The organism is Streptomyces sp. NPDC097617, from assembly GCF_044761485.1.
Lineage (GTDB): Bacteria > Actinomycetota > Actinomycetes > Streptomycetales > Streptomycetaceae > Streptomyces.
In genome coordinates, this window is sequence record NZ_JBIWCL010000015.1 from 59,143 (window position 1) to 85,240 (window position 26,098).

The 26,098-nt window shown below is 70.0% G+C and carries 27 protein-coding genes and 3 tRNA genes; 8 read left to right on the plus strand and 22 right to left on the minus strand.

All coding sequences use genetic code 11. The features are described 5' to 3' along the window. Positions 1 to 165 precede the first annotated feature (165 nt). From ACIQZO_RS23465 to ACIQZO_RS23520, 12 genes are all read right to left on the minus strand, one after another. Positions 166 to 342 carry a hypothetical protein gene (locus tag ACIQZO_RS23465; RefSeq protein ID WP_181396643.1) on the minus strand — a complete coding sequence of 59 codons (177 nt, stop codon included), beginning with the start codon at positions 340 to 342 and terminating at the stop codon, positions 166 to 168. A gap of 3 nt (positions 343 to 345) precedes the next feature. After that, positions 346 to 999, minus strand: a complete 654-nt coding sequence (locus tag ACIQZO_RS23470; RefSeq protein WP_403629176.1) for a hypothetical protein — start codon at positions 997 to 999, stop codon at positions 346 to 348. Between the two features lie 43 nt (positions 1,000 to 1,042). Next, positions 1,043 to 1,321 (minus strand): DUF6211 family protein, encoded by a 279-nt coding sequence (locus tag ACIQZO_RS23475; RefSeq protein WP_403629178.1) that lies wholly within the window; start codon positions 1,319 to 1,321, stop codon positions 1,043 to 1,045. Positions 1,322 to 1,519: 198 nt separating this feature from the next. Then, positions 1,520 to 2,128, minus strand: coding sequence for a DUF6349 family protein (locus tag ACIQZO_RS23480; RefSeq protein ID WP_403629181.1), 609 nt, complete (start codon positions 2,126 to 2,128; stop codon positions 1,520 to 1,522). Further along, complete coding sequence (locus ACIQZO_RS23485; RefSeq protein ID WP_403629183.1) at positions 2,125 to 2,523, minus strand: DUF6181 family protein; 399 nt, start codon at positions 2,521 to 2,523, stop codon at positions 2,125 to 2,127. Before ACIQZO_RS23485 ends, ACIQZO_RS23480 begins: the two co-directional genes overlap by 4 nt. 44 nt (positions 2,524 to 2,567) lie before the next feature. After that, on the minus strand, positions 2,568 to 2,993 hold the full coding sequence (locus tag ACIQZO_RS23490; protein ID WP_403629186.1) for a DUF6197 family protein: 426 nt from the start codon (positions 2,991 to 2,993) through the stop codon (positions 2,568 to 2,570). A 60-nt stretch (positions 2,994 to 3,053) separates the two neighbouring features. Next, positions 3,054 to 3,704: a hypothetical protein gene (locus ACIQZO_RS23495; RefSeq protein WP_403629188.1), complete on the minus strand. Its 651-nt coding sequence runs from the start codon at positions 3,702 to 3,704 to the stop codon at positions 3,054 to 3,056. Between the two features lie 78 nt (positions 3,705 to 3,782). Beyond that, entirely contained in the window at positions 3,783 to 5,258 is a 1,476-nt protein-coding gene (locus ACIQZO_RS23500; RefSeq protein WP_403629191.1) for a DUF3560 domain-containing protein, read from the minus strand. Positions 5,259 to 5,601: 343 nt separating this feature from the next. Next, positions 5,602 to 6,036 carry a DUF6409 family protein gene (locus ACIQZO_RS23505; RefSeq protein ID WP_403629194.1) on the minus strand — a complete coding sequence of 145 codons (435 nt, stop codon included), beginning with the start codon at positions 6,034 to 6,036 and terminating at the stop codon, positions 5,602 to 5,604. A gap of 107 nt (positions 6,037 to 6,143) precedes the next feature. Further along, positions 6,144 to 7,034: a hypothetical protein gene (locus ACIQZO_RS23510; RefSeq protein ID WP_403629197.1), complete on the minus strand. Its 891-nt coding sequence runs from the start codon at positions 7,032 to 7,034 to the stop codon at positions 6,144 to 6,146. A 121-nt stretch (positions 7,035 to 7,155) separates the two neighbouring features. After that, positions 7,156 to 7,515, minus strand: coding sequence for a hypothetical protein (locus ACIQZO_RS23515; protein WP_403629200.1), 360 nt, complete (start codon positions 7,513 to 7,515; stop codon positions 7,156 to 7,158). Between the two features lie 62 nt (positions 7,516 to 7,577). Next, the gene (locus tag ACIQZO_RS23520; RefSeq protein ID WP_403629203.1) at positions 7,578 to 8,210 is read right to left on the minus strand and encodes a hypothetical protein; all 633 of its coding nucleotides are present in this window, start codon (positions 8,208 to 8,210) and stop codon (positions 7,578 to 7,580) included. Between the two features lie 829 nt (positions 8,211 to 9,039). Here ACIQZO_RS23520 and ACIQZO_RS23525 point away from each other — a divergent pair. Beyond that, on the plus strand, positions 9,040 to 9,198 hold the full coding sequence (locus ACIQZO_RS23525) for a hypothetical protein (RefSeq protein WP_389883543.1): 159 nt from the start codon (positions 9,040 to 9,042) through the stop codon (positions 9,196 to 9,198). A 43-nt stretch (positions 9,199 to 9,241) separates the two neighbouring features. Here the strand turns inward: ACIQZO_RS23525 and ACIQZO_RS23530 are convergent, their stop codons facing one another. The 6 genes from ACIQZO_RS23530 to ACIQZO_RS23555 form a co-directional block, all read right to left on the minus strand. Beyond that, complete coding sequence (locus ACIQZO_RS23530) at positions 9,242 to 9,430, minus strand: hypothetical protein (RefSeq protein ID WP_403629206.1); 189 nt, start codon at positions 9,428 to 9,430, stop codon at positions 9,242 to 9,244. 377 nt (positions 9,431 to 9,807) lie between these two features. Beyond that, positions 9,808 to 11,025 (minus strand): hypothetical protein, encoded by a 1,218-nt coding sequence (locus ACIQZO_RS23535; protein ID WP_403629208.1) that lies wholly within the window; start codon positions 11,023 to 11,025, stop codon positions 9,808 to 9,810. A 135-nt stretch (positions 11,026 to 11,160) separates the two neighbouring features. Then, positions 11,161 to 11,583, minus strand: coding sequence for a hypothetical protein (locus ACIQZO_RS23540; RefSeq protein WP_403629210.1), 423 nt, complete (start codon positions 11,581 to 11,583; stop codon positions 11,161 to 11,163). A gap of 65 nt (positions 11,584 to 11,648) precedes the next feature. Next, on the minus strand, positions 11,649 to 13,424 hold the full coding sequence (locus tag ACIQZO_RS23545; RefSeq protein WP_403629213.1) for a ParB N-terminal domain-containing protein: 1,776 nt from the start codon (positions 13,422 to 13,424) through the stop codon (positions 11,649 to 11,651). A gap of 93 nt (positions 13,425 to 13,517) precedes the next feature. Next, positions 13,518 to 13,988: a DUF6197 family protein gene (locus ACIQZO_RS23550; protein WP_403629215.1), complete on the minus strand. Its 471-nt coding sequence runs from the start codon at positions 13,986 to 13,988 to the stop codon at positions 13,518 to 13,520. A gap of 68 nt (positions 13,989 to 14,056) precedes the next feature. Continuing rightward, the gene (locus tag ACIQZO_RS23555) at positions 14,057 to 14,797 is read right to left on the minus strand and encodes a DUF2786 domain-containing protein (protein ID WP_403629218.1); all 741 of its coding nucleotides are present in this window, start codon (positions 14,795 to 14,797) and stop codon (positions 14,057 to 14,059) included. A gap of 582 nt (positions 14,798 to 15,379) precedes the next feature. Between ACIQZO_RS23555 and ACIQZO_RS23560 the strand changes: the two genes are divergently transcribed. Further along, on the plus strand, positions 15,380 to 15,814 hold the full coding sequence (locus ACIQZO_RS23560; RefSeq protein WP_403629220.1) for a hypothetical protein: 435 nt from the start codon (positions 15,380 to 15,382) through the stop codon (positions 15,812 to 15,814). A 974-nt stretch (positions 15,815 to 16,788) separates the two neighbouring features. Next, a complete protein-coding gene (locus ACIQZO_RS23565; RefSeq protein ID WP_403629223.1) occupies positions 16,789 to 17,745 on the plus strand; it encodes a hypothetical protein in 957 nt (318 codons plus the stop codon). 86 nt (positions 17,746 to 17,831) lie between these two features. Here ACIQZO_RS23565 and ACIQZO_RS23570 read toward each other — a convergent pair whose 3' ends face one another. The 4 genes from ACIQZO_RS23570 to ACIQZO_RS23585 form a co-directional block, all read right to left on the minus strand. After that, entirely contained in the window at positions 17,832 to 19,067 is a 1,236-nt protein-coding gene (locus ACIQZO_RS23570; RefSeq protein ID WP_403629225.1) for a tyrosine-type recombinase/integrase, read from the minus strand. 101 nt (positions 19,068 to 19,168) lie between these two features. Next, positions 19,169 to 19,245 (minus strand) — tRNA-Ile (locus ACIQZO_RS23575). Positions 19,246 to 19,435: 190 nt separating this feature from the next. Next, positions 19,436 to 19,508: transfer RNA gene (locus tag ACIQZO_RS23580), tRNA-Asn, on the minus strand. A 5-nt stretch (positions 19,509 to 19,513) separates the two neighbouring features. Next, positions 19,514 to 19,586: transfer RNA gene (locus ACIQZO_RS23585), tRNA-Asn, on the minus strand. A 145-nt stretch (positions 19,587 to 19,731) separates the two neighbouring features. Here ACIQZO_RS23585 and ACIQZO_RS23590 point away from each other — a divergent pair. The 5 genes from ACIQZO_RS23590 to ACIQZO_RS23610 all read left to right on the plus strand — a co-directional run bounded on the left by ACIQZO_RS23590 (position 19,732) and on the right by ACIQZO_RS23610 (position 26,031). Then, positions 19,732 to 20,034 carry a YtxH domain-containing protein gene (locus ACIQZO_RS23590; RefSeq protein ID WP_403629228.1) on the plus strand — a complete coding sequence of 101 codons (303 nt, stop codon included), beginning with the start codon at positions 19,732 to 19,734 and terminating at the stop codon, positions 20,032 to 20,034. 95 nt (positions 20,035 to 20,129) lie between these two features. Then, entirely contained in the window at positions 20,130 to 21,581 is a 1,452-nt protein-coding gene (locus tag ACIQZO_RS23595; RefSeq protein WP_403629231.1) for an FGGY family carbohydrate kinase, read from the plus strand. Between the two features lie 130 nt (positions 21,582 to 21,711). After that, positions 21,712 to 23,445 (plus strand): ABC transporter ATP-binding protein, encoded by a 1,734-nt coding sequence (locus tag ACIQZO_RS23600; protein ID WP_403629234.1) that lies wholly within the window; start codon positions 21,712 to 21,714, stop codon positions 23,443 to 23,445. Next, the gene (locus ACIQZO_RS23605; protein ID WP_403629236.1) at positions 23,442 to 25,364 is read left to right on the plus strand and encodes an ABC transporter ATP-binding protein; all 1,923 of its coding nucleotides are present in this window, start codon (positions 23,442 to 23,444) and stop codon (positions 25,362 to 25,364) included. The genes ACIQZO_RS23600 and ACIQZO_RS23605 overlap by 4 nt, the downstream gene beginning before the upstream one ends. Positions 25,365 to 25,515: 151 nt before the next feature. Next, a complete protein-coding gene (locus ACIQZO_RS23610; protein ID WP_403629238.1) occupies positions 25,516 to 26,031 on the plus strand; it encodes a GNAT family N-acetyltransferase in 516 nt (171 codons plus the stop codon). The last annotated feature ends 67 nt before the right edge of the window (positions 26,032 to 26,098 follow it).

Genomic DNA, 26,098 nt, shown 5'->3' on the forward strand with positions numbered 1-26,098 from the left:
GACCGGCGGAGGGCCCGTAGCCGCTGATCCGTCGCCCTGCTGTCGGGTCGAGCGGTCTTGGTTGGGCCCTGCCCGACCCGCCAGCACCTGGTGACATGACGAAGGTCCCCGCTCCGGGTCGGAGCGGGGACCTTCGCGTTCACCGTGCGGCCTCTCGGCCGACGGCTATGTGGTCAGGGGCCATTCGCCGAACGGCACCGGCGCCTGACCTTGCGCTTCGCGCACGGCTTCCTCCGTACCGCACGTGGTGCAGATGAAGACCTCGCGGTCGGTGGTCAGCCGGGAACGGGCGGGCCGTTCACCGAGCGGGCCGCCGCAGCGCGGACAGCGGGTGTCGGGCACGGGTCACTCCTCGGGATGCTCGCGAGCGGACTTGAGGATCAGGTTCCAGGTCGGGCGGGAGTAGGTCTTCTCCGTCTGCCCCTGAAGCTCGGGGATCAGGTCGGCGTTCTTCGCCCCGGGGTTCGCCGCGATAGCCAGCCGGGCAAGGGTCAGCCGCTCGTCTCCCTGGTAGGGGTAGGCCAGTCCGCGGCGGCCGGTGGGCCGTCCGCCGGCGTGCCCGCGACCCTTGCGGTTCGCGAGGTACTGCCACAGCCTCCAGCGCTTCCACTTCGGGCGGCGCCGGGTCGGAAGCTCGTCCCAGTCGTCCGGTGCCGGCCACCCCTCTGGCGGGTTCTTGACGTAGTGGGAGACGGTGGCGGAGTCGGCAAACCCGCAAATCTTCGCCGCCTCGGCCGGGCCCACCATCTCTTCGGGGTCGCCGTCGAACTTCGGCGGGTTGGTGGTGTTCGCGGCGGCGCGCTGCCGCTGAAGCTCGTGGTGCCACGTCGCCCATGCGTCGCCGTCCCAGTGCATGACGCCGTCGATGGTGTCCGCGACGGGCGGGTGCCCGTTGTTCTCCCGGTCGGTCCAGAGGTTTTGAAGGGTCGGCTCGCTGATCCCGTGGACCTTGCGTAGGTCCGCGCGTGAGTAGAGCGTGCGGCCGGTCTTGGAAGACACGGTCGCCTCCTGTTCTTGGTCGGGTCGTGCCCGCTCGGCACGGTCACTGGATGTCGTCCGGGTCCGGGGCCGGCGTCCACGTACGGGTGCCTGCCGGTTCGAGCCGGGTGAGGGTGGCTATTTCGGCCAGGGGGACGGCGGCGGCCCAGTCGGCGCGGCCAGGGTGGTCGACGGGCCGGTTGAGCACGAGGTGTCGGCCGGTCGGAGGGAAGTCCTCGACGATGACGAAGGTGTCGGCCTGATCAGCGCCGATGCTGTTACCCCCCTTGAGCTGGGCGATGTCGCCGGGCTGGGGACAGTCGGGGTATCGGTCACATAGCATGGTGTGGTCTTTCTGGTGAGAGACACCGACGGCCAGCGCCTTGTTGCCCTTGTGCGCTGGCCGTCATCTGTTATCTGGGGTGCGTGGCGCCCCGTGGGACGCACGGCCGGTCGGAGGTTGCCCGCTCCGCTGATGGCGAAGTAATTAAACCACCTTTGGGTTGAGCGGATGGGGCCCTGATCCGGCGGACGGCGGTCATCAGAAGAGGGCCCCCTGGTCTGCGGGGCCGTGGCGCCGGCTGCTCGGTGGTCGGGTGACGCGGAGTTCGTAGCGGGGGCGTCCCGCGTGCGGCGGAACGTGCGCTTCACGGCGGTACCGGCTCCAGGCCAGGACGGGAGCGCCCTGGTCGATCCAGCCCGGCGGGTACCGAGCGATGAGCTGGGCCCAGCGGCTCCGGCTCCGCGGGATGGCCCACCGGTCCTCGACTGTGGTGATCGGCGGCAGCGTTCGCCAGCCGGGGAAACAGTGGTCGTGCGCGTCTTCCACCGCCTCGTTGTCACCGTCCCCGAACCCGTCGCCTGAGTACGTGGGGCCTTCCCACTCGCACGCGAGACACCCGCCGCAGAACTCCTGCTCGTCCCCCCGGCGGCCGGTCGGCCGGCTGCGGGAGAGCAGGGTCGGGGTGTGGTGTTCGGGCGGGTCCAGCTCTTGGCCGAGGTCGCAGTACGCGCCGCCGGGGTGTCCGGGCTGGATGTGCCACGCCTGCTCGGCGCTCGCGGGCGACTGCCGCGTCCGCGCGTTGCGCACCCGCCAGTAGTACGTCTGCCGTGCCCGTGCTCCAGTCGGCTCGGCGACGGCGGCGGTCACGACTTCCTGCTTCCGGCGGCGAGCACTTCGCGGAGCGGGTCAGCGAGCACGGCCTGTTCGTCGGGGGCGTCGAGGAACCGGGACCCATACGCGCGGCGCACGGCGCGGCGGGCGTCCTGGTGGCGGTCGAGCTCCGGGTAGTACGGCGACCGGTCGAGCACGTCATAGCCGCGCTGGGTGAGCACGTCTGCGATGAGCGACCGGACCTGTACGGGGTCGAGGGCGGAGAGGTCGGATTCCTCCGGGGCCGCGAGGAGTACGCGGATCAGCTCGGTCGCGCTGAGCCGGGGGTGGAGGGGGACGCTGAGCCGGTGGACGCCGTCCCGGCTGGGGGTGGCGGCTCCTCGGCGGCTCGGTGTCCTGGTGGTGCTGCGGTCTTCTCTCGTCTCTTCCATCGCATGGGCCTTCGATGACTCGGGCTGCTGTCGGGCTGCGGGTGTCAGAACAGGGAGTGTTCAACGCGGGCGGCGGCGGTGCGGAACGCGCGGGCGGCGTCGGCGGCGGTCCGGCCGGGCTCGGCGCTCCACCGGTCGATAGCCTCGCGGTGCCGGGCCTTGGCGGCGGGGTCGTCGGCGTCGACGGGGTGACCGGTGAGGGTTTCCGCGAGGATGGCAAACGCCCAGTCACGGGCACGGTCGATGCGGTCCCAGTCGTACGTCCGGCTGGCGGCTCCTCGCCCGTGGCCGGCGGCGACTTCGAGGGCGCCGCGCGGCCAGCACGGCAACGTGGCCGTACGGCCGGGACCGTCAAACAGGCGCGGGCCCTGGTGGATGCCGACGTGTTCGATGTGGCGGGCGGCCCATTCCAGGATCGCGGCCGGAGTGTCGGCGATGACGATGCTTTCGGGGGTGTGGTGGGTCGGCACGGTGCTGTCCTTCGGGAAGGCGGGGGCGGCGGCGCGCTGCCGCCGCCCCTCGGTCGGCTGCTAGTGGTAGGCGGGGATCAACTGGCGGACCTCTTCCTCTCCGATGCACCCGCCCTTGTGACGGCGGGCGCTCGGCGGCTCTCCGTTGCGGCCGCGCAGGTGGCTCCAGAACTTCGGGCCTTGCCAGTCACACAATTCGCAGCTGAGGAACCAGTGGTTATCGCTGCCGGGAAACCCGGTGAGCACGGCCCGCCAGTGGTGGTCCCGGAGTCCTGCGAACGCGATCTGCGCGCCCTCGATGTTGCGATCGTTGACCGGCATCCGCGGGTGTAGGAGAGGCACCGGCCCGCACAACGGCGTGGGGGTCTCGGCGAGCACCTGGTCCAAGGGGACGGCGCCGATCCGCCCGGCGGCGTACTCCTCCGCGAGGTGGGCGGCGGCCAAATCGGTGCCAGGGGTCCCCTTGGGCGGGCGGCGGAGGTTGCGTTCGCCCTCGGTGGTGAGGACGAGCCAATCCCGGTGCCACCTGTAGGCGCGGCCGATGACCTGGTCTTCGCCAACGATCACGGGGTATCGGCACTGGATGTCGGGGGTGCCGACGCGATACGTCGGGATGGTCGTGGTGGCCTCGGTCGCGGGGACGATCAGCCTGGCTGCTTCGGTGTCAGGGACGGTGATGGTCGCGGGTCGCTCGAGGAGTTGCATGGTCATGGTGGTGCCCTGTTCTGGTGAGAGAGGGGCCCGTCCCCCCGGCGTGCTCGACCGGCGGGGGGCCGGGTGGGGGCGTAGTTACGCGGCCTCGGCCTGGGCCTGCGGGGCGGCGGTCCATTCACGGCGCGGAGTGATGCCCAGCTCGTCTAGGACCGGGGCGTGGCTGCCGTTGTCCGGGACCCATTCCCAGTCGGCGCCTTCGGTGCCGGGCCGGTCAGTCCAGGTGAGCATGTAGGAGCGGCCGGAGGTGCGGGGGTCACCGCACACCGCCTGTGCCTCGCGGCGGGTCATCGCCCACAAGGCGCGCTTGCGGGAGCGGCGGGAGTTCTTCGAGGCGATGAGCACCAGTGCCATGCCGTCCTGCCAGTTTGCCCTTTCGGCGGGGGCCGTCGCCGGGGTCGACCTCCCTTCAGGGGCGTGTTGACAGAGAGCCCAGCGGCGCGCTTTCGCGTGCCACGGGCTGGGGTGACTGGTAAGGGCCCTCTCAGCCGCCGGTACCGGCTCCTTGGTCGGCGGGGCCTGCTGGGGCTGCTCCTGGTGCTCGGCGGCTTCGGGCCGAGTCGACTGCTGCATCTCGTCGGCGCTCTTGCGCCCGGACACGTCGTCGTAGGGAGCGGTCCAGGTCCAGCCGTCGTGACGGTTGTCCGCCGCGCGAACGACGCGCTGACCGACGCCGTTGTGAATGTGCGGGATCGTCACCGACTTCGGGTTGACCCGCAGGACCTCGTACCAGGTGTCTCGGTACAGCACGAAATCCCCGCGTGTGAAGTCAGCCTTCGACCAGACCTTGAAGCCCTCTGCTTCGGCGTCCTTGATGACCGCCTCCCAGTGCTCAATCTCCTCCGTCAACTCCTGGTGCTCGATCTCCAACTCCGGGTCCGCGGGGCTCCGGAAGAACCCCTTCGCGGACTCGCCGCCCTGCCATTTCTCGACCGCGCGGAGGTCGGCCCGCAGCTTGTCGAGACGGCGGAGCGTGCGGCCGGGGTCCTTCTTGAATCGCTCGTAGTTCGCGGCGGCCTGTGCCCGTCCGGTCCAGTGGTCGGCGCGGTCGTGCTCGCCGGTGCTCTTGCGCATCGCGTTGTCCATCCGCGCGTGATCGCGGCGGGCGCGGCCCTCGGAGTGGTGTCCGACGAGGATTGGCTGACCGAAGGCGAACCGCTCGGATATCTCGTGGCTCCGCCTCCGCGCGGACTCGGAGTTCCGGGCGGCGGTGGCGGCGTACCCGCCGAACCTTTCCGCTCGGCCTTCGGCCTTCTCTTCCCGCTCCTTCTCGGCGTCGGAGAACGATCGGCGGTCGGCGTTGTCGATGGTCAACGTGACCTCGAAGCCCGCGTCTCGGAGTCGCTGCGCGAGGAGTTCGAGCGAAGGGGTGTAGGTGGCGTGGTCACGGCTGTGTGGGAGGTACCAGCAGTCAAGGTTCCTGCTCCAGCGGAAGGGCTGGCTCTGGGTCCGGCCGTACTCGCGAAGTCGCAGGATCTCGGACGATCCGTCGCCACGGCTCGTGCCCTCGATCAGGGTTCCTTCTCGGCGGGTGTGGGTGATCTCGATAGTCACTGAACTGGCTTTTCCTGGTGAGAGTTTGGTCCGTTCGCAGGGCGGACCGTGCGTTGGCAGCGGCGCTGCACCACCGGCGCGGGCCGTGAGGGACGATCGGCTCGCGGGTCGTCGCGCCTGCGCGACGACAGGGGCTGTCGCGCCCCCGCGGGGCGCGTCCGCTGCGGTCCGGTGCCCGTCGTCGGTCGGCGGAGCCGCCTGCGGCGGAGTCGGCCGGCGGCGGAGTCGGCCGGCGGCGGTGAACGCACCGGACCTGTCCTGCCGCCCCGAAGGGGTGTCCCCTTGGGTGCTGGGGCCCGCCGGTCCGGAGGTGTTGCCCTCCCCCGGACCGGCGGGGCCTTGGTCAGCTGCGGTGGAGCGTGTGCCGGGCGGCCGGGTCGGCGTCGGCCAGTTCGGTCCGCTCGCGCCATGCCTGACGGACGGCGGCGCTGAGCGCGTCCCCGTCGTCGTAGGCGAACCGTCCCCGTCGCAGGTTGCGGACGATGTCGCGGAACGTGTCGCCGTGCATCGTGGTCAGCGTGTCGTCCAGCGGGGTCAGCTCGTGCGGGAACATCGCCTGGACGCTGTCGCCCGGCTGCGGGGCGCCGAGGGTGAAGAACCAGACCACGGACATGGTGGCCTCGTCGGCGAACTCCGGGCCGCCGAACGGGCCGACGACGACGGCGGGGCGGGTGTCGAGCTGGTGGCCACGGAACCAGGGTCCGCCGATCACGAGCGTCGCGGTGGGGAAGTCCTGCACGGTGGTCTTCTGGTCGGTGGTGAGCATGTCGTGTCCCATCTGGTGAGAGATTCCGCCGGGGCCGGTTGACCCCGGCGGGGCTGTCGGTCGGGGGGTTGCCCTCCCCCTTCCGATACCCTTAATTAAACCATGTTCTTAGGTCTGGGTCAACCGGTCACGGCAAGTTCGCGGCGGCGCTCGGCGGCCATAGTGACGGCACGGGCGATGGCGCGGCCGGTCTCGATGGCCCGGACGGCGGACTCGTGCACCGGGGGCTTCTTGCCCTGGGTGATGATGCCCGCGAGCGGCGGCATGACGGCGGGGCCCGGGGCGACGTTCAGGATGAGCGCGGCGACGTGGGCGGCTGAGGCGACTTCGGCCGCGTGCTGGCCGGGAAGGGGGGCGTCCGCCTCGGTGATGCGTCGCCACGCGTGGCCGTACAGCAGGATGCGGACGGCGTTGTCGGGGGCGTCCTGGGTGAAGTCGAACCCTCCGGCCTGCTCGGGGTCTTCGTGGTACTGGTCGCGGTACTGGTTCACCAGGACATCGCGGATGACCTCGGCGGCGAGCGGGGCGGCGGCGGGCGGCTCGTAGGCGTCGCCGTCGGTCTGGCTGATGTCGAAAACCGGCCCGGCCTTGAAGCCGGACACCTTGCGCCCCTGGCTCTCGGCGGCCTCACCGGCGACCTCTCGCTGCCCGCCGTCAGCGGCTGCGGCCGTGGCCTCCTGGGCATCCTCGGTCCGGCGCTTGATCGGCGTCCAGATACGGAGGGAGGTGGACCCCTTGGCCGGGAAGCGTCCAGCCTTCCGCCAGTCTCCGGAGCTGAGTACGTGGGTGGCGTTCGGGCACTGGGCGGCGATGGCGATGCAGTTGGTGGGGCTGCGGTCGTCGCGGTCCGGGTGGGTCAGGTTCGCGGCCGTGCGCATGACGGCGGCCCAGAATTCTTCGCTGCCGACCATCGAACCGTACGCGCGATCCATGACGGCTTCGAGTTCACCGCGCATCTTGGCGGAGTAGGCTCGGCGCTCTTCGTCGGTCATCTTCGGCTTACGGGGCATGTCGCGGTCCTCCTGGCGAGAAATCGTCCGGGCCGGCTGGCCCCACGGTGTCGGTCGGGGGGTTGCCCTCCCCCTTCCGGCACCACTAATTAAACCACGTTCTAGGGGGATCGGCAACCCCCTAAATCCAGTACAAACCCGCTTCTTTGCTCACGGCCCGGTATGCGGCTATGACCTCGTCCTCTATTTGCGTCCAGTGTTCGAGGATATCGGGGGCGGTCTTCTTGTCGCTGGCCGCGCGCTTGGCCCTGCGCCACTCAATGGCAATTTTGAGTGTGCAGAGTTGGGACCGGGTCAATTCCCATCGGCCGGAGTCCGGGAGCTGATCGCCGTAAACCATCGCCACGGCGTTGTTGATGTGCTCGGTACCGGACCACACATTTTGTGTGGCCTGGAGAGCAAGGGCGCGTTTCAGGGTGCACTTGAGGTGCGGGCCCTGCACGATCCATTGCGGCTCGATGACGAATATATCGGCGCTCATCACAGGGCCTTTCTGCCCGGGGCGGCGCGCTGCGGAGGCGCGCCGCCCTGAAACTTGGGGAATTAGAGGGCGTATCCGTCGACGCATTCGCCGTACTCGTCTTCGGGCGTCTGGACGCTGGGGAGAAAGCGGCTCACCGCGAATACAACGGCGTCGGCGATAATCCGGGGCACGTCGTTGAGTACGAGGCTCACCGCATCGCCGTCGAGTCCGATATGGACCTCTCCCGGTTCAAGGTTCATGTAAACGAACGCAGATGTGCCATCAACCCGGGTCCGGGCTCCGGGGAGGCGGGCGGAGAGATCGCGCGCGCCCTCCTCGACATCCCGCCGCGTCTCGGCCTGCGCGCGGTTGTGCTCGGTCACCCGCTCGTGAACATCACGGTGGGCGGGGATGAGGTCGGCGGCGATCTGGGCCGCGATGCCTGCCGGGTCCTCGGTCATGGCGACTCGGACGGTGTCGCGCTCGCCCCTGCGGAACGGGTAGTCGGTGGCGGGGAATGCGCCTCGGATGTGCAGGTGGCCGGGGTCATCGAACCGCTCGGAGAGGTGAAGCTGTCGGCCGTCCAGGTGGGTGAAGGTGGCGGCGTGGTTCAGCTCCTGGACGCCGTGGCGCGCGGGCTGCGGTCGCCAGTTCCCGCCGAGGCCGAGAGCGATCGGGTGGGCCAGCTCTGCGACGGTGAGAGGCGTGTTCATCGTTCGTTCTCCTGGTGAGAGGTTGTCGGCGGCCGGTCGGCCCGCCGCGTGCCGGTCGGGGGTTGCCCTCCCCTTCCGACATCACTAATTAAACCATGTTCTAGGGGTAGGGTCAACCCTGATACATAACCCTGACCTGGCCTTTTCTCGCACCCCACGGCCCGCACCCGCCCGGCCGGGCCCGGCCACAACGGGCCTGGGCGGGGTTCCCTCCTCGGTCGGACAGCTCCGCCGTACCAGGGTTCCGGGCGCGGTGTCCTGGCTCGCGTAGCGACCGCGTAGCGGCTCGGCCTGGACGCCGTGTCCGGGTTCCTGGTACGCCCCTTGGGGTGTCCGGCCGAGGAGGGAACCCCGCCTTCACCCGCACCACAACGCTCCCGCACCCGACCAACCAGCCCCCACCCCCTCCGAGGAGGACCCGCCGGAGGCTGCCTTTCGCTCTGGCCGGCACCCAACGCCCCCCGACCGCCGGGGCTCCAGACTCGGGGCCAGTCAGGAGATAGGTCCCCGTGGCGCGCGCCAGGCAACGCCACCAGCCCGCCGATCGTCACGAATTGATGACGACACGAGTGATTCTCGTCCTGCGGTGTGGCCGAGCGATGGAACCTAGGTTTCTGGCTATCGGGTGAAGTCACCGCACTGCACAAACCTGGTCGCCTTCCTCGCCTTCGGGCATCCGGGGAGAACGGAGCTGCCGCTCCGATACAAGTCCATACCCGAGTACGGCGTGCGGTGCCTGGTTCTCGACCTGATCACTGAGAGCAACAGTGGTCGGTTCGAGCAGCCATGCCACCGAACCGACCACCTTCACGGAAGGTGCGTCGGACGCATGGAAACGGTCGGATGGGCAACAGCCTCGGTAGCAGTGCTCGGTGGGTGCGTTCTCGTACTCGGCTACGTCCTCGATCAGGTGCCGTCGCTCGCCGAGAAAGCCGTACGGGCTATCACTGCGGTACGCCGACTGCGCGACGAGTGGCGGAACGAGTGACAGGCGTGTGCCCGGGGCGGCATGCCCCTCCCCGGGCACAAGGTCAAGCGATCCTGCGTTTACCGACGGCGATCGCGGCACCGGATCGGCTGTGGCACACGGCGGTCATGGCGTCGTCGGCGGCGGTGACTGCGAGGATCGCGGCCTGCCTGGCGACCTGGATGCACGTCCGCGGAGACGGTTCTCCTGCCGTGGCGGCCTGGGGACGGACGGCGCAAGCGTTCTCGGGCATGGGGGTGTTCCTCGGGAGTCTCAGTGGTGCGGGCGGCGGCGAGCCGTGGCCTCGTCGTACGGGTGCCGCCCGTGGTCGCGCGGAGCGCGACGGACAGTGCCGTCGTGCCCGAAGGGCACGCCCTTCGGCCCGGCGTCCGGACGGAGCGGGAGGGCCGCCTGCGGCCCGGACGCTCCGGCCGGCTGCGAGCCGGGCCAGGCTGAGCCGTCCCGGAGGGACGCCCTTCGTACGGGGGCCGGTGAGTGGGGGCCGGCCGCCGACGCGGTCGGGCCGGGACGGCGGTGGGCGGAGCGTGGGGTGGGCGGCTCGACGCCGCCCACCCCACGGCCCGGCGGCCGGGGTCCGGCCGGGCGGTGCTTCCCGTCCGGCCGGGCCTGCTACGCGGCGACCGGTTCGCGTGCGGCGACGCGGCACCGGGTGAGAACCGTCTGTGCGGTCTCGCCGTAGATGCTGTGGTCCTTGACCGTGCCGGTCAGCTCGACCTCGTCGCCCTGGTCGGGGACGTCGGCGGCGCTGCTGAACCAGACGAACACGTTGCCCTGCGGGTCCTGGAACTTCACCAGTCGGCGGCGCTGGGTGTGGTAGCCGTACGTCCGGCCCTCCAGCTCGATCACGGTGGTGACGGTGGCGGGGGTGGTGATGCGCTCGCCCACGGTGCCCTGCGGCTTGCTGTTCTGGGCGGCCCGCTCGGTGGCCTCCTTCTCCTGGTCGCGGTACCACCCCGCGATGGCGGACACGAGCGTCGGCAGGTGGCGCGGGTCAACGGTCTCCCCCTTCGCCAACTGGCCCACCTTGTGTCGGTAGTCGGAGAGGCTGCCGTATCCCTGGACCGCCCACGCCCGGACGGCGGCGGCAGTGGTCGGCGCCTCCGGGTCGGCGTCGATGGCGGCCCGCCACTCCATCGGGGCCTTGCGGTCGAAGAAGTACGCTTCGACGCCGTCGGCGGTCGGCTGGGTGTTCTTCCACTGCTCGGACCGGCTGTAGAAGCGGCCCTCGGTGTTCACGATGGCGGCGGTCACCCGCAGGACCTCGGCCACCGGGACGCGGAGATCGGCCGGGATGCCGCCCTCTTCGCCGTCCCAATCGGAGTCCTTCAGCGTGCCGAACCGCCACAGGGCCTCAAGGCCCTTGATCGGCAGGCCGGTGTACGGCTCGACGCACGTGGTGCCCAACTGCCGCATCTCGCCGGTCTCGTGGCGGGCGAGATAGGTGGCGGTGCGATGCCTGGCGATGTTGCAGCCGTGACAGACGTTCGCGATGGCGTGGTATCCGCGCACGGCCTCGGCGTCCTGCTCGGGCAGGCCGGGGAACAGGCTGGTGATCGTCTCGCCCTCCTCGTCGTGGTCCAGCCGGGCAAGGACGGTCCAGCCGTGGTGACGGGGGATGTCACCGGAGATCGTCACGGTGACGGTGGGGCGCTTGCCAATCAGGCGGCCGTCGATGTCGTGGTAGTCGGCCAGGAAGGGCGCGGAGACGTCGAGCATGTAGGCGGTGAGCTTGTGGACGGCGGCGCGGGCATTGGTGGCCTCGACAAGCTGGCGGACGCGGGCCTGGGCCGTGGCGGGGATGGAAAACCGCATGGCTGCGCTGGTCATCGTGGGTGCTCCTGCTGGTGAGAGAGGAATCGAGCGCCCGGCCGGGCGGGTTGCCCTCCGCGTACGGCCGGGGTCGGGCCGGCTGGCGGCCCGTGGGACCGGAGGGGGGTTGCCCTCCCCCTCCGATACCATTAATTAAACCATGTTTTGTGGTGTAGGGCAAGCATCCCGGCCGGGGATGTCGAGTGCGGCGCGGTCGCGCAGGAACGCGGCGAACAGGGCGGCGGTGTAGCTGTCGGCGGTGCCGTACGTGCGGCGGCAGTCCAGTGCGCCGATGCGCTCGCCACGGTGGCGGACGGGGAACGGCTGGCCGGGGGCCGGGATGGCGAGCGCGTACAGTCCGCGCGGAGTGTCCACGCGCAGGACGACGGCGGCGGCCTCGCGGTCGTAGGCGGCAGACCAGCGGGCGGGGCCGCTGCCGAACTCCGCGAGTCCGCCCGCGATGGCGCGGGCCTGCATGATGTCGGCGGTGGTGCCGGGGTCGGGCTCGGCGGGGGCGGGGACGCATCCGCAACCGTGGTCGTCGCCGTGGGTCTCGAACAGAGCTGTACGGGTCACTGTGGGGCTCCTGGGGGTGCCGGGGGCGAGCGGTTCCCGCCCCCGGCGTCGGGCGGCTGAGGTGGTTAGGCGGCGGCTTCGTCGTCGCTGGCCGGGTCGTCGGCTTCCTCGGCCTCCGGCTCGCCCGCCTCCTCGTCGGCGCCGGGCTCCTGCTTGGCCTCCGACTCACTGCCGGACGTGATCGCGGCGCGGGGCTTCTTCTTCGACGGGTCGTAGGGCTCCTCGTCCACGACCGACTGCTCAATGGGTGTGAGCGGGTACCCGAGGGACGCGAGCACCTGGAACCACCGGCCGGTGGGCTTCCGCGTCCACGGGGCGTGCTGGCTGTCCGTCCGCCATGCCGACCGGTTTGCGCACTTCTCCCCGACGGCGGCGATGGCGGCGAACTGGAGCTGAGGGGCCCGGCGCGGGTCCTTGGCGACGTGCCCGGCGAAGCTGCCTCGGTCCTTGGCCTGCTCGGCGTTCAGCCCCAGGAATCCGGCCAGGATCTCCGTGGTGCCCTCCTTGTTCAGGTCGTCGGAGATACCCCAACTGCCGTTCAGCAGAGCATTATTGACGTGCCCGATCAGGGTGTTGGTGGCGTTCTTCGGGAGGTTGCGCCGCTTGATCAGGTCCGTGATCCACTTCCGGCGCAGGGTCTCGGCCGCGTCCCAGTCGATGTTCCCCCTCTTGACGGCGGCGCGGGCGGCGCGCTCGGCCTCCTTGTCGGCGGTGGTCATCGTGCCGCCGCTGGCGCTGGCACCCTCGGGCACCGTGTGCCCGTACAGGCCGGGGGCGGAGCAGTAAGGCTCGTACCGGTCCCCCCGCCGCTCATCGAACACCCAGACAAGCCCCTTGCACTCGGCGTGCTCCTCGGCGCTGATGCCGCGCAGTCGCCAGACGGGCATGGCGCGCTCGGACAGTTCCTCGGCGTCCCTGATCTTCTGCCCGGCCGCCTCCAGCTCCGCACGGTGCGCCTCCGCCTTGTTCCGCTTGTCGCGCTTGGTCCGCTCGATGGCGATGGCCCAGTCAACGTCTCCCTCGTCGGCGTCGTCCTCGGCGGCGGCCTCGGTGATCGCGGCGAGTGCTTCGACGTCGTCGGCAAACTCCGAGAGCGCGGCCAGGTGCTCGAAAGTCCACTCGTAGCTGCCCGCACCGCTGACGGCGGCGCTCAGCTTCTCGTCAGACCTGACCTTGACCAGCGCCTTGACGTCCTTCTGCCGCACGCCTGCGGCCTTGGCGATTCGGCCGACCTGCGCGCCCGCCTCGGCGGCGCTGAACATGGCCTGGTTCATCTCGGACGTGGTGAGGCTCTTACGGTGCTGAGCGGTCGTGATCATGTCGAGGAACTGCCCGGCCGAGTCGCGGTCGTCGTCCTCCCACTCGTACGGCAGGTGGGTAAGACCCGCGTCCGTCGCTGCGTGGTAGCGACGGTTTCCGTCGTTGACCTGGAGGACTCCGCCGTCGAGCCGCTGAATCTTGACGGGGATGCGGCACCCCTCGGTGCGGAGCGAGTCCACGAACGGCGCGTTGAGGTCCAGGTCTTCGCGGGCGTTCTTCGGGTGCGGGGTGAGCGCGTCGATCCGGATCACGGGGCGGGGGGTGACCGGAACGGCCTCCAACCCTGCGGCGACGGCGGCGGCCAGCCGCTGGAACCCGTCGATGATCTGCGGCACGTCGCCGTGGGTCCGCACGACGTACAGCGGCTCCACGACGCCGTTGTCCTTCACGTCGGCCAGCAGATCGGCCGGGGCCTCGATCTCGCGGACATTGCCGGGGTGCGCGGCGAGTTCGGCGACCGTGAGGGTCGGCCACGGGGCAGGGGTGGTCTGGACGCCGGCCTGGGTCTTGGTGTTCGTCATCGGTCCTTCTCTTTCTGGTGAGAGTTCGTCGGGCCGTTCGGCCCGGTGACGGTGCCGGTCGGGGGGTTGCCCTCCCCCTTCCGGCACCATTAATTAAACCATGTTCTTAAGGGTGGGGCAACCGGGGATGCTGTGATCGCCGCCACTCGGGTACCGGGCTGCGGCGGTGCGGATCATCGCGGCGGCCTCGACGGTGGTCCGCTCGGGCTCATCCCCCCAGCACCACAACAGGGTTCGCCGGTAGGCATCTTCCGTGAGCCGCAGCTTTCGCCACCGGACGCCGGACACGGGGCGGCCGTTGGCGTGGTTGCTGAGCACCACAAGGGAGTCGAACAGAGCGCGCTGGAAGATGTCCCACGGTTCACCGCGTACCGACCAGCGGGGCCGGACGGAGCGCACACCGCATTCCCATGCGTGCAGCACGGCGCACAGGGCGGTGTCGCCAATCCGGCCGGGCTGCCAGAGGTGGTCACCCTGGTAGAGCTCGACGCGTTCGATGTGGTCGGCGGCGGCCGTGAGGATGCGGGCGGGGGTGGCCGGGGGCTTTCGAGCGGGCACGGTCATGCCTCCTGGGGTAGGGCGTGGACTCGGCGGCCAGGGGCGGCGTACGGCCGCCCCCGGCCTCAATGGGGCTACGCGGCTATGGACCCGGCCGTGGTGCGGCCGATCCGCTTGCCGCCGATGTCGGCACGGCTGCCCGCCATCCATCCGGCTCCGTATCCGTTGCCGGTCATGGTGGTGTTGCCGCCCTTCCGCGCGCGGGGGTACGCCTGCTGATAGCTGCGTGAGACGACGGCCTTGCGGTCCGCGAGCACGAGGGCCGCGCTGCGGCCGGTGGCAGTGGTCTCGCCCCTGACCTCTTCGCGTGCGCCGCGCTCGGCTTCCTCGATGCGGTCGCCCACCCGGTTGATGAAGCCGAGGAGCCAGGACCGACGCCAGGCACGCGCACCCTGGCCCGGCGGGACCGACTGAGCGGCCAGTCCGCCGTTCATCTGGAGCAGAAGAGAGGTGTAGAGCAGTTCGACACGCTGAAGGTCGCTCGCGTACCCGAAGATGTGTACCCGGCGCGCCGGGCCGCTGCCATCCCGGCCAAGGTGGATCAGCTCGCAACCGAGGGCGAGCGCAATGCGGTTGACGAGGCGGACCCGCTCCATCGCCCACGGGTTATCCAGAACGATCTTGCGGTCCGTCGGGGCGTCGCTGGCCGGGTTGGCGTCGTTGAGCATCGCCTGTTCGACGCCGTACTTCGCCATCATCTCGAACGCCCGCTTCCGGGCCAACTCCGCCTCCGACTCCGGCGTGCGGGGGTCCTCCGCTTTGGCGAGCAGGGCGCGGATGGTTTCAAGCTTCGCGGGTGCCTTCGTGGTGCTCACGTTCGTTCTCCTGGTGAGAGGTTGTCGGCGGCCGGTCGGCCCGCCGCGTGCCGGTCGGGGGTTGCCCTCCCCTTCCGACATCACTAATTAAACCATGTTCTAGGGGTAGGGTCAACCCTGATACATAACCCTGACCTGGCCTTTTCTCGCACCCCACGGCCCGCACCCGCCCGGCCGGGCCCGGCCACAACGGGCCTGGGCGGGGTTCCCTCCTCGGTCGGACAGCTCCGCCGTACCAGGGTTCCGGGCGCGGTGTCCTGGCTCGCGTAGCGACCGCGTAGCGGCTCGGCCTGGACGCCGTGTCCGGGTTCCTGGTACGCCCCTTGGGGTGTCCGGCCGAGGAGGGAACCCCGCCTTCACCCGCACCACAACGCTCCCGCACCCGACCAACCAGCCCCCACCCCCTCCGAGGAGGACCCGCCGGAGGCACTGAATCACTGACGCCGGCACCAACCGGGCGTCTACGCCGACTTCTCCTGCTCCTGCCATGAGCGGCCCCGGGCTGGTGGTTCGAGATGTCCGCGGACCTGTGCCTACGGTGCGCGCGATGAGCAGCAATTTCGAACAGAACTGGAGGCACGGGTGAGCACGACTCCGGCAGCATCGGTGAGCGCGGCAGAGCTGCGGCGGCGGGTTCGCGCCGTCGAAGCACTCCAGGCGAAGACGCGAGAGATGGCCGCGGCGAACGTGTTGACCGCGCGCGAAACGGCGGCGAAGGCGGCACGAGCGAAGGACGAGGCCGACGTCGCGGCACGGGAAGCCGCTGCCGTAGCTCTGCGGCTGTTCGACAACGACGCAGAGTTGGTCGCGGAACTACTGGGAGTGCCGGCGGAGGAACTGGAACGCGAGGCGAAGCCTGTTACCGCCGCTCGCGCGAAGGAGATCATCGAAATGCTGCGTGCCCGCGCAGAACGCCCGCGCTCCAGCCGCCCCCGTGCGTCTCGGGCGGCAGCGTCGACCCCGTCTCCTGCAGCCCCGGCCATCACACCGGACGGCAGCCAGGCTGATGCCGCCTGAGAACAACCTCGGGCCCGGACTCTTCCCGCTCACAGCGGTGGAGGGGTCCGGGCCCGCTCCCGTTGATGAACAGCTCGCCCTCATCGGTCAGCCAACGCCCGTTCGCATACCTGCGGTTGAGTGGGCGGCCTGGCTGGCCGACGAGTCTGTTCAGGTCCGCTACTGGCGCAAGGTCTACCGCACCCCCTCAGCTGAGGGCTGCTGGTTCTTCTTCGGCGGGATCTCCAGCACCGGCCACGCCAGCTTCAGGGCCGCCTCACGGCCGGGCAGGACGCGACGCGGCACCGTGCCGGCTCACCTGTACGGGTACCAACTCGCGCACGGCGTCATCCCGCGCCTCGGTTGGGGGACCGACAGCCCGACCGTCTGCCACACCTGTGACAACCACTCCTGCCAGCAGCCAACGCACCTTCGGCTGGGCACAGCGGCGGAGAACCGGGCCGAATGGCTGGCCCGCCGCAGAGATCCAGGCAGTCCCCTGGCCGACCTCCGCGGCCCGGCCGGACGCTCCCGCGCGATCGGCGCTGCCATTCGCGCCAGCATGGCGAACCACGAGTCAGACCAGGAGATCGCGGGCCGCATCCGAGCCGCCATGGCAGCGGGTCGGCCACTCAGCCTCTGGTGAGGTGGCACTCCGCAAACCTCCAAGGATTGGCCCGGCAAAGCGTTCTGCCCCCGCAGACATGACTACGTCTGGTCACCCTCCGTCTCGTTCTCCGACTGGCGATCTCTCCGCCGAACTGAGCGGACAGACGCACACAACCCCAGCACGATCACGGAACCGATCACCTCCGCCAAAGCCCCTTCCGCGACGGCCTCCCAAAAGGGGGTGGATGGTGTCATCCCCTACGCCTCCTCATCTCGACTGCACTCCGAGCAGCCTGATCTGGAGATCGTGGCGGTGGACGACGATAGACATCGGCGGTCGCCGTCGGACACGATAGGACGGAATCGGACAGTTCCAGGGGGGAGTTATGCCAGGGCTCAAGCGGCCAGTGCTGCCGGACTGCGGGCTGAAGGACTTGAACGATGCACTGCACGACCTGCACCGGCGTGCCGGCCGACCTTCCACCCGAGATCTCGCCAAGCTCATAGGTCCGGCGGTAGCGAGCAAGAGCCGGGTCTATGACGCCTTCTCAAGTGATCGCCTGCCGTCTTGGGGGCTGATCCAGGTACTCGCGGAGGCTCTGTGTGAGTCTGTCCCGGGCTCCGATTTCCCTGCGGAGGAACAAAGACTGCACCGCCTCTGGCTAGGGGCGACGGGAGCAGACAAGGACCATGCGCCGTCGAGCAAACTCTCCGCGGATCAGACAATCTCCTCCGAGATCAACGAACCTGCACCAGTGCTCGCACTACGCATCGAGTGGGCGCGGCCCTCAGACCTGAGCGTCGGTATGCGTCGTGCGCTGCGGTACATGGTGACCGATGCCCTCCGGGACATCGGGTACGGCGAAACAGGCCCTCATCGCCTGGACATGAGCGCAGGCAGTGTCATCAGCGTCGATTCCGGACGAGAAGACCCCGGTCTCACGACCGCCACAGTCCTCTCAGCTCTTGAGGACTCGCTACGCGGCTCGGGCATTCCAGGCGGCTATGGGGGATCGACCCTGCGCGTCCTAGCGCACCTCGGGCCTTACGCTCGCCCCGCTGCCCCGGACAGGGCGGCACAGACTGTTGCAGAGCTCGATGAGCTCTGGCGCCATCAGCACACCCAGCGCCTCTTCGAGGATGACCAGTCTGTCTCCGCGATCCTTGCTGCCCGGCTCCTGGACCTCGACCGATACGACCCGTTCAAGGTGGATTGGGTGCATGCCCATATTCCGCTGTTCAGGATAGATCGAGGGCCCCAGGACCTGGGCGACTACAAGGTCTGGGTGAGCACGCGCAGTGCCCTAACCAGCAGACAAGTAGGTGACACCCCGCCCTTCTGATGAGGCGCGTCCCACTGTGCCCATCGGGACCTGCGAACCAAGATCCCCAGGCTCTCGAACCACGCGCACGGGAGCGACAGGTGCTCTCAGGCCGCCTCGGCAAGGGATTGGGGCACCGTGGCGGCCATGGCCCACTCGACGGCTGCCACGACCTCGTCGTCCGAGGACTCCAAGAGGTGCCCGTACCGGTCAACGGTCGTCGTGATCGACTCGTGGCCAAGGCGGGCCTGAATCACGGGCAGCGGGACTTTGCCGGCGATAAGCCAGGAAGCGTGGGTGTGGCGAAGGTCGTGGACGCGCGGGCGCTTGGTGAGACCCGCGGCGTTGGCTCCGTCCAGGGCGGGCTTCCAGCGGTGCGCGTGGAACACGCCGGAGTGCCAGGCCCCTCCCTCTGGGGCGGTGAACACCAGGTCGGTCGGCTTCTTCCCCCGGCAGATCCGCTGGAACAGCTCCACCTGCTCGGGAGTGAGCACGAGAGTCCGACGCGACTTCTTCGTCTTGGGGGCCCCGAGGAACGTCCCACCCTCTCCTCGCCGCTTCCAAGCGCGCTGTACGCGCAGCGTCGGCCTCTTGGACACGAAGGTGAAGTCCCGGGGTTGCAGCGCCGTCACCTCGCCCCAGCGGAGGCCGGTGCTCACCAGCGCGTCGATGATGTCGACGGCATCGGCACGTACTTGCGCCCGCAGGACTGCGTACTCCTCCGGCTCGAGGAACACCTCGTCGTCCTCGGTGTCGTTCCCCTTGGGCAGCTTGGTGTGCGCGCAGGGGTTCGAGTCACGCAGCGCCGGATCGGCGTCCACGGCTGACTGGAGGATGCTGTAGAGCAAGCCGTGGAGGTTGGCGATCGTCTTCGCTGCGTACGGGCGGCGCACTGTCCCTGGGGAGTGAAGGGGGCCGGGCCTCCCGTTCTGGAGATCCAAAATCCACTGGCTGATGTGGTCTCGGGTGAGCTTGTTTCCGCGATCGGAGACGGACATCTCTCCGAACCACGGGACCATGTGGTTATCGATGAACCTGGTGTAGTTGGTTCTAGTGTGGTCGGATATGTCCGTCAGTAGCCCCACGTAGGCATGGGCGTAGATCGGGAACTTCTCCGCATCCAGCACCGGCGACTCATCCGGCTCGACGAATCCTTCCCCCTTGACCCACCCCGGCGGCCATTGCTGTCCGTGACCGTTGACCAGGTCGCGGAAACGTTCTGCCAGCGTCTCGTCGTCGAACGTCTCGCGGCACCAGCGGCCCGTTCGGGTCCCGCCGGCCCGCCACATGACGGTGTAGGAAGGGTCTCCGGACAGCCGGGAATTGGTCTTGATGTACGCCATGAGAGTGATCGTACGGGGGTTCGGTGCGGCGTTCGTGCGGCGAACGGCACCGCCGAGCTAGCGTGAAACCGGCGTTTTCGCTGGTCACGACGTTTCTGCTGTGGTGGGGCGGGTGGGACTCGAACCCACGGCCGACGGATTATGAGTCCGCTGCTCTAACCGGCTGAGCTACCGCCCCTTCACGGCGTGGCGCGTACACGTGTGCGCGCCGTCTGCCGCAGCATAGCCGCTCATACGATCTCCTGCCTCGGATGCCTCGCATGATCGGCTTCGCCTGTTCAGAGAGACTGCGCCGAGTGCTGTCCGGTTCCAGGACGGGGCGACAAACGAAAGAAGAGGACCCCGTGGGGTCCTCTTCTTCTGCCGTGCTCCCCCGACTGGACTCGAACCAGTAACCTGCCGGTTAACAGCCGGCTGCTCTGCCAATTGAGCTACAGGGGACTGCGCTCCCCCGACTGGACTCGAACCAGTAACCTGCCGGTTAACAGCCGGCTGCTCTGCCAATTGAGCTACAGGGGATTGCTGCGGTGCATCGAACAGCCCACCTCCGGCGTTGCCGAAGAGCGAGTGCCCGTTGCGAGTCATAGATTAGCGCAAGCAGGGGGGTGCTCCGCCAATCGGTATCGACAGCGGGTCGGGCACCACACGACGAAGGGTGACAGGCATGCGGTACAAGGTCACGTTCGTGGTCGGACTGGCCCTCGGGTACGTGCTCGGAACCCGGGCCGGACGCGAGCGCTACGAGCAGTTGCGGAAGTCCGCACAGCAGCTCGCGCAGAACCCCGCGGTGCGCAACGCCGCCGAGACCGCCGGCCAGACCGGGCGCGAGTTCGCCGGCAAGGCCTTCACCGCGGTGAGCCACAAGGTCGGCGACGCCGTCCCGGACTCGCTCGCGGGGCGGGTACGGGGTCTGCGCGCCCGGGCCGGCGGCGGCGCGGACGACGACTGGGGCACCAGCAACACCTAGCGGTACAGGTCCGCGCGCCGGGGCCCACGGGATCCACGAGGTTCCGGGGGCTCCGGAGCGGTCGAGTCCGGCTCACGTGCGGCAGAATCCTCCACATGGGGATAGTCGCCGGGCTGGACAGCTCTTCCGCGTTCACACGCATCGTCGTCTGTGACACCGAGACCGGCGCCGTGCTGCGCCAGGGGTACGCACCCCATCCGCAGCCCACGGCCGAGCCGGACGGCGGCGCGAATCCCCATGAGACCGATCCGCAGGCCTGGCTGCTCTCGCTCGGCGAGGCCGCCGGGGGCGGGCTCCTCGAAGGGGTGCAGGCCATAGGGGTCTCGGCCCAGCAGCACGGTCTGCTGCCGCTGGACCCGCAGGGCGCTCTGGTGCGTCCGGCCCTCGTCGGCAACGACAAGCGCGGCCAGGTCGCCGCCGCCGACCTCATCGACGCCTTCGGGGGCCGGCAGTCCTGGATCGAGGCGGTGGGCTCGGTCCCGCACGCCGCGCAGCCGGTCGCGAAGCTGGCCTGGCTGGCCCGCACCGAGCCCGAGGCCGCCCGCCGGATCGCCGTGCTGATGTCCCCGCACGACTGGCTGGTCTGGCAGCTGCTGGGCCGCCCGGCCCGGCGGACCACCGACCGCGGCGGCGCCTCGGGTACCGGGTACTGGTCGGCGGCCACCGGAACCTGGCGCCCCGACCTGGTCGAACTGGCGCTCGGCCACCGGGCGCTGCTGCCCGAGGTGCTCGGCCCGGCCGACGCCGCGGGGACCACGCCCGAGGGGCTGCTGATATCCGCCGGCACCGGCGAGACGATGGCCGCCGCGCTCGGACTGGGGCTCGGCCCCGGCGACGCGGTGGTCTCGCTCGGTGCCTCCGGTTCGGTGATGGCGGTGCACCACGAGGCGGTGTCGGAGCCCGGCGGGCTGGTCACCTCCCTGGCGGACGCCAGCGGCATGCACCTGCCCGTGGTGAACACCTCCAATGCCGTACGGGCGCTGCGCGGCACCGCCGAACTGCTCGGCACCGACCTGGAGGGGCTGTCCGAGCTCGCGCTGAAGTCGACGCCGGGCGCGCACGGCCTCGTACTCCTGCCGTACCTGGAGGGTGAGCGGACGCCGAACCTGCCGCACGCCGCCGGCACCCTGTCCGGGCTGCGCCGGGACTCGATGAAGCCGGAGCACCTGGCCCGGGCCGCCTTCGAGGGCATGCTGTGCGGGCTGGTGGACGCGCTGGACGTACTGCGCTCACGCGGGGTGGAGATCCGCCGGGTGTTCCTGCTGGGCGCGGCGGCCGAGCTGCCGGCCGTGCAGGCCGCGGCCCCGGGGCTGTTCGGTACGCAGGTCGTCGTACCGGCGCCGGCCGATTACGCGGCGCTGGGCGCGGCGCGCCAGGCGGCCTGGGCGCTCGGTGCGGCGCAGGGCACGCTGGCCCCGCACACCCCGCCGGTCTGGCCGGCCCCCGCGGCCCAGGTCTTCGAACCGGGCGAGGAGTTCCCGGCGTGGCAGGCGGTACGCCAGCAGTACATCGCGACGCGGGAGCAGGTCCACCCCGGGGCGTTCTAGGCCGGGCCCGGGTCGGAGGTCGGGGCGGGCTGGTCCTTTTGACCGGCCTTTGCGAAAACCGCTGGGGATCACAGGGCCGGTTGGCCCAATATGGGTTGAACCCCTCGATCATGCCGACCGGAGCCTGCGCGTGCTCATACGACTTCTGCGGACCCATCTGGGTCCGTACCGCAAACCCATCGCGGTGCTGGTCCTGCTGCAACTGCTGCAGACCAGCGCGAGCCTCTACCTGCCCACTCTCAACGCCGACATCATTGACAACGGTGTCGTCAACGGTGACACCGGCTACATCCTGCGCTTCGGCGCGCTGATGCTCGGTGTCTCCCTCGTCCAGCTCGTCTGCAACGTCGGGGCCGTCTACTACGGCGCCCGTACGGCCGCGGCCTTCGGCCGGGACGTCCGCGCCGCCGTCTTCGACCGCGTGCAGAGCTTCTCGGCGCGCGAGCTCGGCCACTTCGGCGCGCCCTCACTGATCACCCGTACGACGAACGACGTCCAGCAGGTCCAAATGCTGGTGCTGATGACCTTCACCCTGATGGTCTCGGCTCCGATCATGTGCGTCGGCGGCATCGCCATGGCGCTCTCGCTCGACGTGAAGCTGTCGGGCGTCCTGCTCGCCGTGGTCCCCGTACTCGGGATCTCGGTCGGCGCCATCGTCTTCAGGACGCGGCCGCTGTTCCGCCGGATGCAGACGCGCCTGGACACGGTGAACCGGGTGCTGCGCGAGCAGATCACCGGCAACCGGGTGATCCGCGCCTTCGTCCGCGACGACTACGAGAAGGACCGCTTCCGCGAGGCCAACGCCGACCTGACCGGCATCTCGCTGGCCGCCGGCAAGCTGCTCGCGTACATGTTCCCGACGGTCATCGTGGTCGTGAACATCTCCAGCGTCGCCGTGATCTGGTTCGGCGCGATGCGCGTCGACAGCGGCGGCATGGAGATCGGCCAGCTGACGGCCTTCCTCGCCTACCTGATGCAGATCGTCATGGCCGTGATGATGGCCACCTTCATGTTCATGATGGTGCCGCGCGCCGAGGTCTGCGGAGAGCGCATCCAGGAGGTCCTGGACACCGAGTCCAGCGTGGTCCCGCCGAAGGACCCGGTGCGCGAACTCGCCCGCCGCGGGCGCCTGGAGCTGCGCGGCGCCGACTTCCGCTACCCGGGCGCCGAGGCGTCGGTGCTGCGCGGGGTGGACCTGGTGGCCCGCCCCGGCGAGACCACTGCGGTGATCGGCTCGACCGGAAGCGGCAAGTCCACACTGCTGGGCCTGGTGCCGCGCCTGTTCGACGCGACCGGCGGCGAGGTCCTCGTCGACGGGGAGGACGTCCGCGCGCTCGACCCGGAGCTGCTGGCCAGGACGGTCGGCATGGTGCCGCAGAAGCCGTACCTGTTCTCCGGAACCATCGCCTCCAACCTGCGCTACGGGCGCCCGGACGCCAGTGACGAAGAGCTGTGGCAGGCGCTGGAGGTGGCTCAGGCCAAGGAGTTCGTCTCCGTGCTGGAGGGTGGCCTGGAGGCCCCCGTCAGCCAGGGCGGAACCAATGTCTCCGGCGGCCAGCGCCAGCGTCTGGCCATCGCCCGCACGCTCGTGCAGCGCCCGGAGATCTACCTCTTCGACGACTCCTTCTCGGCCCTGGACTACGCGACGGACGCGGCGCTGCGCGCGGCCCTGTCCCGCGAGACCGAGGACGCGACCGTGGTCATCGTCGCCCAGCGGGTCTCCACGATCCGCGACGCCGACCGGATCATCGTCCTGGACGAGGGCCAGGTCGTGGGCGAGGGGCGCCACCACGAGCTGATGGCCGACAACGAGACCTACCGGGAGATCGTGCTCTCCCAGCTGACGGAGGCGGAGGCCGCATGAGCGGGCCCGGAGGACGAATGATGATGGGGCCGGCCCAGCGGTCCATGGACTTCAAGGGTTCGGGCAAGCGGCTGCTGCGTCAGCTCGCTCACGACCGGGCCAAGATCTGGGGCATGGTCGCGGCCGTCGTCGGCAGTGTCGGCTGTGCGGTGGTGGGCCCGAAGATCCTCGGTGAGGCCACCGACCTGGTGTTCGCGGGGATCGTCGGCCGGGAGATGCCGGCCGGGACCACCAAGCAGCAGGCGCTGGACGGGCTGCGCGCCCGGGGCCAGGACGGTATGGCGGACATGCTCGCCGGCACCGACTTCACCCCGGGCCAGGGCATCGACTTCGGCGCCGTCGGCGTCGTGGCGATCTGGGCGCTGGTGGTCTTCACCCTGGCCGGCCTGCTGATGCTGGTCGCGACGCGGCTGTCGAACCACGTCATGAACGGCACCGTCTACCGGATGCGCGAGGAGCTCCAGGCCAAGCTGGCACGGCTGCCGCTGTCGTACTTCGACCAGCAGAAGCGCGGCGAGGTGCTGAGCCGGGCCACGAACGACATCGACAACATCGGCCAGACGCTCCAGCAGACGATGGGCCAGCTGCTGAACTCGCTGCTGACCATCGTCGGCGTGCTCGTGATGATGTTCTGGATCTCGCCGCTGCTGGCGCTGGTCGCGCTGGCGACCGTACCGCTGTCGATCTACGTCGCGGCGAAGATCGGCAAGAAGTCGCAGCCGCAGTTCGTGGCGCAGTGGAAGTCGACCGGCGCGCTCAACGCCCACATCGAGGAGATGTACTCGGGGCACAACCTGGTCAAGGTCTTCGGCCGGCAGAAGGAGTCCGCGGCCCTCTTCGCCGAGCAGAACGACGCGTTGTACCGGGCCTCCTTCAAGGCGCAGCTGGTCAGCGGCATCATGCAGCCGGTGATGTTCTTCATCTCGAACATCAACTACGTGCTGATAGCCGTCATCGGCGGCCTGCGGGTTGCGTCCGGCACCCTGTCGATCGGTGACGTGCAGGCCTTCATCCAGTACTCGCGGCAGTTCTCGATGCCGCTGACGCAGGTCGCCTCGATGGCGAACCTCGTGCAGTCCGGTGTCGCCTCGGCGGAGCGGGTCTACGAGCTGCTGGACGCGCCGGAGCAGGAGTCGGACGCCGTGGTTCCGGAGCGTCCGGAGGAGCTGCGCGGTCAGGTCACCTTCGACAAGGTGGCCTTCCGCTACGAGCCGGACAGGCCGCTGATCGACAACCTCTCGCTCACGGTCGAGCCGGGTCACACGGTCGCGATCGTCGGCCCGACCGGCGCCGGCAAGACCACGCTGGTCAATCTGCTGATGCGGTTCTACGAGGTCACGGGCGGGGAGATCGCCCTCGACGGGGTGGACATCGCGAAGATGACCCGCGAGGAACTGCGCGGCGGCATCGGCATGGTGCTCCAGGACACCTGGCTGTTCGGCGGCACCATCGCGGAGAACATCGCCTACGGTGCTTCGCGCGAGGTCACGCGCGCCGAGATCGAGGGGGCGGCGCGGGCCGCCCACGCCGACCGGTTCATCCGCACCCTGCCGGACGGCTACGACACCGTCCTGGACGACGAGGGCGCGGGCGTCAGCGCGGGCGAGAAGCAGCTGATCACCATCGCCCGGGCGTTCCTGTCGGACCCGGTGATCCTGGTGCTCGACGAGGCGACGAGCTCGGTGGACACCCGTACCGAGGTGCTGATCCAGAAGGCGATGGCGCGCCTCGCGCGCGGCCGTACGTCCTTCGTGATCGCGCACCGGCTCTCCACGATCCGCGACGCGGACGTGATCCTGGTGATGGAGAGCGGCTCGATCGTGGAGCAGGGCACGCACGAGGAGCTGCTGGCCTCGAACGGCGCGTACGCCCGGCTGTACGCGGCGCAGTTCGCGCAGGCGGTGGCCGAGGTCGACTAGCGCGTCGCGGGGCCGAAGGGGCGGGCGAAGGGGCACTCGGGTACGGGACGTACGCGAGTGCCCCTTCGCCGTACCTGGGTGCCCCTCGCCGTACGCGGACGCCTCCGCCGCCCGGGGGTCCGCGGCGCGAGGGCGTGGCTAGCATGGCGGCATGGCATCGGACCTGGTGATCCGCCCCGCCCGGGCGGAGGATGAACGCGAGATAGTGGAGCTGCTGCGCTCGGCGTGGTCGCGCGTGAGCGAACCCGGCCCCGAGCGCCCGGCCGACGCGGCCGTCTTCGACGAGCGGCACCCCGTGGAGGGCTTCCTCGTCGCGGAACGCGGACGGAGGATCGTCGGGTACGTCGCCCAGGCCCCGGCCGGCCCCCTCGAATCCAATCGGCACGTCCGTCACATCCAGGGGCTGGCCGTTCTCGAATCCGCCCGCGGCAGCGGAGTCGGGGCGGCCCTCGTCGAGGCTGCCTGCGACGCCGCCCGGGCCGCTGGTGCCCGCCGGATGACCTTGCGCGTGCTCGGCCACAACGGGCCGGCGCGGCAGCTCTACCGCCGCTGCGGCTTCGCGGTGGTCGGTGTCCTGCCCGAGGAGTTCCTGCTGGACGGGGCCTATGTCGACGACGTCTGGATGAGCCGGCGGCTGTCCGACCCCGATGAGCCCGCGCACCGGTAGCCGTCGGGGCAACGGAGCGCCGGGCCGGGCCGGGAAACGGAGCGGGGGCGCCTGGCGGGGCGCCCCC